The following is a 6,941-nucleotide window of genomic DNA, read 5'->3' as shown; positions in this document are numbered from 1 at the left end:
GCGGGGACCACGCGGGTCCCCGGCCACCCCGGGTACTCGGGCGGGGTGCCGCCGAACGCCGGGCACAGCGCCTGATGATTGCACCAGTCGCACAGGCGGGACGTGCGGGGGCGGAAGTCACCGGTCTGCCCGGCCCGCTCGATCTCCGACCACAGCGCGTCCAGGGACGCCTCGGTCTCGACGAGCGACGCGTGGTCCGGGGTGAAGGTGAGCCAGCTGCCGTTCTTGAGATAGATGAGTTTCAGCTGCGCGGGCAGCACACCATGGATGCGCTGGTACATCAGGGCGTAGAACCGCATCTGGAACATCGCCTGGTCCTGGAAGCGCGGGTGCGGGGGTTTACCCGTCTTGTAGTCGACCACCCGGACCTCCCCGGTGGGCGCGACGTCGACCCGGTCGAGGAAGCCGTGCAGCGGGGTGCCGGCCGCGGTGGCGGTGACCAGGTACTGCTCGCAGGAGGCGGGGGAGAAGCGCTGCGGGTCCTCGACGCCGTAGAGCGCCGCGACCAGCGCCGCGACCTGCGCCTGGAAGTCGGCGCGGTCGGACAGCGGGACCACCGTCGCGCCGTCCTCCTCGGCGTAGAAGCGCTCGACGGCGGCGGGGACGAGGTCCGCGGCGCGCTGCGGCGCCCGCTCGGACTGCTCGAGTCCGTACAGCTCCTCGAGCACGGAGTGGACGACCGTGCCGAGGACCTGGGCGCGAGTCTTGGGCTCCGGGATGCGGTCCACGGCGCGCAGCCGGTACAGCAGCGGGCACTGCCGGTAGTCGGACGCGCGAGAGGCCGACAGGGCGAGGGGCTTGCGCTCCGGCAGGGGTACGTCGCCCGCTGCCGGGATGGCACCGATTTCGAGGGGATCCGTCACACCTGGCAGGGTAGACAACCGGTCGGACAACCGACCCCCCGTCCTCTGGAGGTCCCGTGCAGCGATCCGGCCCGTTCGTCGTGGGTGACCGCGTCCAGCTCACCGACACCAAGGGGCGCAAGTACACCGTCGTCCTGGTCGAGGGCGCGGAGTTCTTCACCCACCACGGCGCGGTGCGCCACGACGATCTCATCGGTGCGCCCGAAGGCTCGATCATCACCTCGACCAAGGACGCGCAGTACCTCGCGCTGCGCCCGCTGCTCACCGACTATGTGCTGTCGATGCCGCGCGGCGCGCAGGTGATCTACCCCAAGGACGCCGCGCAGATCGTCCACGAAGGCGACGTGTTCCCCGGTGCCCGTGTCCTCGAGGCCGGCGCGGGGTCGGGGGCCCTGACGTGCTCGCTGCTGCGGGCGGTCGGACCGGAGGGGAGGGTGTTCTCCTACGAGATCCGCGAGGACCACGCCGAGCACGCCGAGCGCAACGTCCGCACCTTCTACGGTGAGCACCCCGGGAACTGGGACCTGCGGGTCGCGGACCTGGCGGAGACCTCGGTCGAGGCGCTGGGCGGTCAGGTCGACCGCGTGGTGCTGGACATGCTCGCGCCGTGGGAATGCCTGCCGATGGTGCGCGAGGTCCTGGTGCCGGGTGGGGTGCTGGTGGCCTACGTGGCCACGACCACGCAGCTGTCGGACGTCGTCGAGGCGCTGCGGCGCCAGCAGTGCTGGACCGAGCCCCGCGCATGGGAGTCGATCAACCGCGGGTGGCACGTGGTGGGACTGGCCGTGCGCCCAGAGCACCGCATGCAGGGCCACACCGCGTTCCTGGTGACCGCGCGTCGCCTCGCCGAGGGGGTGACGACCCTCAAGCCCAAGCGTCGCAGCGGTAAGGGCTGAGGGAGCGCGCGCCCACCCGCGTGCCACCCCGGCGATAGGGTGGAGGGGACGACGACGAGGAGACCCGTCGACGACCAGGAGGGCAGGTGATCGCGTGACCGAGGGACGTTCCCCGGCCGGCCAGGGCGAGGACAGGGTGGCGGTCGACCGCGCCGAACTCGCGCGGCTGCGCAAGGCCGTGGACGAGGGAGCCCGATCGGATAGGGAGAAGTCGATCAAGATCGACGCCCTCGGCGCCCGCAACGTCCGGCTCGCGGAACTGCTCAAGGACTCACGCGACCAGCTCGAGGCCCTCAAGGGCGAGGTGGAGCGGCTCGGTACCCCGCCCAGCACCTACGGCGTGGTCCTCACCCGTCCCGCCGGCGCGGACACCGTCGAGGTCATGGCCGCCGGCCGGCGCATGCGCCTGGCGATCGCCCCCGGCGTGGACGCCGCGGACCTGACCCCGGGCGTGACCGTGCGCCTCAACGAGGCCATGACGGTCCTGGAGGTCTCGAGCGAGCTCCCGGTCACCGGCGTGACCGCCGTCCTGCGGGACGTGCTCGCCGACGGCGTGCGCGCACGGGTGGTCATGGGCAACGACGAGGAGCACATCGTGGTCCTCGCCGCCGCCCTACGTGGTGCGCGCACGGCCGAGCACCCCGCACCCGTCCGCCCCGGCGACGCGGTTCTCGTCGATCCCAAGGCCGGCGTGGCCTACGAGGTGGTGCCCAAGGCGGAGGTCGACGAGCTCCTCCTCGAGGAGATCCCGACGGTCGAGTACTCCGACATCGGCGGTCTGGGGCCGCAGATCGAGCAGATCCGCGACGCGATCGAGCTGCCGTTCGTCCACCACGACCTGTACCGAGAGTTCCACCTGGCCCCGCCGAAGGGCGTCCTGCTCTACGGCCCTCCCGGATGCGGCAAGACCCTCATCGCCAAGGCCGTGGCCCACTCGCTGGCGCGTGCGGCCGCGGTGGCCCGGGGTGACGACGTCAGCGACGGCCGGTACCCGAACTCGTACTTCCTCTCGATCAAGGGCCCCGAGCTGCTCAACAAGTACGTCGGCGAGACCGAGCGGCACATCCGGTCCATCTTCGAGCGGGCGCGGGAGAAGGCCACCGAGGGCAACCCGGTGATCGTCTTCTTCGACGAGATGGACTCGATCTTCCGCACCCGCGGGTCCGGCGTGTCCTCGGACATGGAGACGACGATCGTCCCGCAGCTGCTCGCGGAGATCGACGGCGTGGAGGACCTGCGCAACGTCATCGTGATCGGCGCCTCCAACCGTGAGGACATGATCGATCCCGCCATCCTCCGGCCCGGCCGCCTGGATCTGAAGATCCGCATCGACCGGCCCGACCGGGACGCGGCGGCGGACATCCTCGCCAAGTACATCACCCCGGACCTGCGCTTCGACCCGGTCGAGGTCGGCGACGCGGACCGTGAGACCCACGTCCGCGAGCTCATCGAGCGCATCGTCGACCGGCTCTACACCCGTGACGCCTCCACGACCTACGTGCACCTCGTGTACGCCTCCGGCCGGCGGTCGTCGCTGTACCTGGCCGACCTCACCTCCGGGGCGATGCTGCGCAACATCGTCGACCGGGCCAAGAAGCTGGCGATCAAGGACATCGTCCACGGCACCGGCCGGGGCCTGACCACCGACGACTTCCTCGACGCGGTCGACGCCGAGTTCGCCGAGAACACGGACCTGCCCAACACGTCCAACCCGCAGGAGTGGGCACGCCTGACCGGCGTCCGCGGTGAGCGCGTCATCGAGGTCTCCGTCCCCAACCGGGGAGCCGGGCAGTGAACCCGCGGGGGCGCGTCATCGGCACGGAGATCGAGTTCGGCATCGTCGCCGTCGGGCAGCCGCTGCTCAGCTCGGTGGTCTCCTCGACCCAGGTGATCAAGGCCTACACCGACCCGGGCGAGGCCGCCGGGGGAGCCGACGAGGCCCGCTGGGATTACGGCTCGGAATCGCCGCTGCGCGACGCCCGCGGCTTCGACCTCGGCGCCGCCCGTGCCTACGACCCCAGCGAGTTCGGGGTGACCAACCGGGTGCTGACCAACGGGGCCCGCTTCTACGTCGACCACGCCCACCCCGAGTACTCGGCGCCCGAGGTCGACTCCCCACGCGACGCGGTGATCTGGGACAAGGCCGGCGAAGTGATCATGCACCGCGCGGGCGTCGAGTCGACGGCCACCGAGGGCAACGCCGAGCTCAAGCTCTACAAGAACAACGTCGACGGCAAGGGCGCCTCCTACGGCGCCCACGAGAACTACCTCGTGCGCCGCGACGTCGACTTCGACGGGCTCACCGTGAGCCTGGCACCGCACCTGCTGTCCCGCCAGGTGTTCAGCGGGGCCGGCCGCGTGGGGGTCGGCCAGTCCGGGGAGACGGCCGGGTACCAGCTCTCCCAGCGTGCCGACTACATCGAGGTCCTCACCGGGCTCGAGACCACCCTGCGCCGCGGCATCATCAACACCCGCGACGAGCCCCACGCCCCGGACGAGACGTGGCGCCGCCTACACGTCATCATCGGCGACGCCAACATGTCCGAGCTGGCCACCTACCTCAAGATCGGCACCACCTGCCTCGTGCTGGACGCGATCGAGGCGGGGGTCGACTTCTCCGACCTGCTGCCCGTCGACCCCGTCGAGGCCGTCCACACCATCAGCCACGACCCGTCGCTCCGCGCGACCGTGCCCCTGCCCGACGGCCGGAACGTCACCGGCCTCGCCCTCCAGCGCGAGATCCTCGAGCGGGTCGCCGGCGTCATCGGCGACGGCACGGGCCGCCCGGGCTGGGCGCTCGAGGTCTTGGACGAGTGGCGCGGGATCCTCGACGCGCTCGAGGAGAACCCGATGTCGTGCGCCGACCGACTGGACTGGCCCGCCAAGCTCCGGCTGCTGGAGGGCTTCCGCACCCGCGACGGGCTGGACTGGGACCACGCCCGGCTCGCCCTCATCGACGTCCAGTACCACGACATCGACCCGCGGCGCGGCCTCTACAACCGCCTGATCGCCAAGGGCGCCATGCGCCGACTGGTCACCGACGACGAAGTCGAGGCCGCGGTCACGACCCCGCCCGCACGAACGCGGGCCTGGGCCAGAGGACGCTTCCTCGCCGAACTCGGCGACCGCATCCGCGCCGCCGGGTGGGACCACGTCGTCGTCGTCGACCCCCGCGGCCACGAACGCCACGTCGACCTCACCGACCCCTACGTGGGGTCCCGCGAGTACTGCGAGGCCCATCCCGGCTTCCTCGGGCCCGACGGGCCCGACCCGTACTGACGGCCCGCACACCCCCGTCCCGCTCAGACACACGAGGAGACACCATGTCCCAGATCCAGAAGAACGCCGGCGGCCCCGCCGACCCCGACGACGAGGCCGGGCAGGTCGTCAAGGCCGCCGACACCACCTCCGCCGACTCGCTGCTCGACGAGATCGACGACATCCTCGAGACCAACGCCGAGGAGTTCGTGAAGTCCTACGTCCAGAAGGGCGGGCAGTAGACCCCCATGATCCGTCGCATCGTCGGGATCGAGACCGAGTTCGGGATCACCAGCGTCAGCGGTGAGGGCGCCCGCGGGCTCGGCGCCGACGAGATCGCCCGCTACCTGTTCCGCCCCGTCGTGGAGCGCTGGCGCAGCTCCAACGTCTTCCTCGACAACGGCGCACGCCTCTACCTCGACGTGGGCTCCCACCCCGAGTACGCGACCGCCGAATGCGACGGGTTGCGACAGATCGTCGCCCACGACAGGGCGGGGGAGCGGATCGTCGACGACCTCGCCCTGGCCGCGGAGGAGTCCCTCGCGGACGAGGGCATCGACGCCCGCGTCTACCTGTTCAAGAACAACACGGACTCCGTGGGCAACTCCTACGGTTGCCACGAGAACTACCTGCTCGACCGCAGCACCCAGGTGCGGGGCATCGCCAACACCCTGCTGCCGTTCCTCGTCAGCCGGCAGCTCATCTGCGGCGCCGGCAAGATCCTGACCGGCACCCCCGCCGGCGTGGGCCTGGGGGAGACCTCCGAGCCGGTGTACTGCTTCTCCCAGCGCGCCGAACACATGTGGGACGGCGTGTCCTCGGCGACCACCCGCTCGCGCCCGCTCATCAACACCCGCGACGAGCCGCACGCCGACTCGACGCGGTTCCGGCGCATGCACGTGATCGTCGGCGACTCCAACATGATCGAGACCTCGACACTGCTCAAGGTCGCCAGCACCCGGCTCGTGCTGGAGATGATCGAGGCCGGCGTCGAGCTGCGGCCGATGGCCGTCGCGCACCCCGTGCGCGCGATCCGCGAGATCAGCCGCGACCTCACCGGCACCCGCCCCGTCGCCCTCACCGACGGCACCACCATGTCCGCGCTCGAGATCCAGCGCGAATTCCTGGGCGCGGTCCGGCGCTACCTCGACGCCGGCGGCTGGGAGCGCGACGACCGCCCCGACGTCGAACACTGCGTGGCCCTGTGGGAGCGCATCCTCGACGCCGTGGAGTCCGGGGACCACGACTCGATCGCCGCCGACGTCGACTGGGCCGCCAAGCTGCGTCTCATCCGGCAGGTGCAGGCCAGGACGGGTGCCGATCTCGACCACCCGCGCCTCGCGCAGATCGATCTCACCTACCACGACATCCGGCCCGGACGGGGGCTGCACTCCGTGCTCGAACGCCGGGGGATGGTCTCGCGCGTCGTCGACGACGCGGCGGTCGACCGCGCCCGCGGCGTCGCGCCTGAGACCACCCGCGCCGCGCTGCGCGGCCGGTTCATCACCGCCGCCCGGGAGGCCGGGCGCGATTTCACCGTGGACTGGGTGCACCTCAAGGTCTCCGACGGCACCGTGCCCACCGTCGCGCTGACCGACCCGTTCGCCGAGGTCGACCCGCGTGTCGACGATCTCATCGCCGCGCTCGGACGATAGCGTTCCAGCAGTGTCCACCTCGAAGTCGCAACGCCTGGTCAACCTCGTCATCTGCCTGAGGTCGACCAACGCCTTCCTCTCGGCCGACGAGATCCGCCGGATGGTCCAGGGCTACGACGACTGCGAATCCGAGAACGCCTTCCTGCGGATGTTCGAACGCGACAAGCGGGAGCTGCGCGACGTCGGCGTGCCGCTCGAACAGGGCGCGTCGCTCGCGCCCGGTTCGCCCGCCGGGTACCGCATCCCCGCCCACGGGTACGAGCTGCCCG

Annotated in this window: 6 protein-coding genes and 1 pseudogene; 6 read left to right on the top strand and 1 reads right to left on the bottom strand. The window is 71.2% G+C overall.

What is annotated here, in order from left to right:
* The coding region (locus G6030_RS14550) for a PD-(D/E)XK nuclease family protein (protein ID WP_182643605.1) at window positions 1-863 on the bottom strand (863 nt) is incomplete at its 3' end.
* Between the two features lie 56 nt (window positions 864-919).
* Between G6030_RS14550 and G6030_RS14545 the strand changes: the two genes are divergently transcribed.
* The 6 genes and pseudogenes from G6030_RS14545 to G6030_RS14520 all read left to right on the top strand — a co-directional run.
* Window positions 920-1,759, top strand: a complete 840-nt coding sequence (locus G6030_RS14545) for a class I SAM-dependent methyltransferase (RefSeq protein ID WP_182643604.1) — start codon at window positions 920-922, stop codon at window positions 1,757-1,759.
* A gap of 94 nt (window positions 1,760-1,853) precedes the next feature.
* Window positions 1,854-3,554, top strand: a complete 1,701-nt coding sequence (gene arc / locus G6030_RS14540; protein ID WP_182643603.1) for a proteasome ATPase — start codon at window positions 1,854-1,856, stop codon at window positions 3,552-3,554.
* Window positions 3,551-5,038 (top strand): depupylase/deamidase Dop, encoded by a 1,488-nt coding sequence (gene dop, locus G6030_RS14535; RefSeq protein ID WP_182643602.1) that lies wholly within the window; start codon window positions 3,551-3,553, stop codon window positions 5,036-5,038. Before arc ends, dop begins: the two co-directional genes overlap by 4 nt.
* Window positions 5,039-5,082: 44 nt before the next feature.
* A complete protein-coding gene (locus G6030_RS14530) occupies window positions 5,083-5,259 on the top strand; it encodes a ubiquitin-like protein Pup (protein WP_007629282.1) in 177 nt (58 codons plus the stop codon).
* 6 nt (window positions 5,260-5,265) lie between these two features.
* Window positions 5,266-6,672 (top strand): Pup--protein ligase, encoded by a 1,407-nt coding sequence (gene pafA, locus G6030_RS14525; RefSeq protein ID WP_182643601.1) that lies wholly within the window; start codon window positions 5,266-5,268, stop codon window positions 6,670-6,672.
* A 10-nt stretch (window positions 6,673-6,682) separates the two neighbouring features.
* Window positions 6,683-6,941, top strand: a pseudogene (locus G6030_RS14520) (WYL domain-containing protein); the annotation flags it as partial.

Source organism: Dietzia sp. E1, from assembly GCF_014145015.1.
Taxonomy (GTDB): domain Bacteria; phylum Actinomycetota; class Actinomycetes; order Mycobacteriales; family Mycobacteriaceae; genus Dietzia; species Dietzia cinnamea_A.
This window is presented reverse-complemented; position numbering and strand designations above follow the sequence as displayed.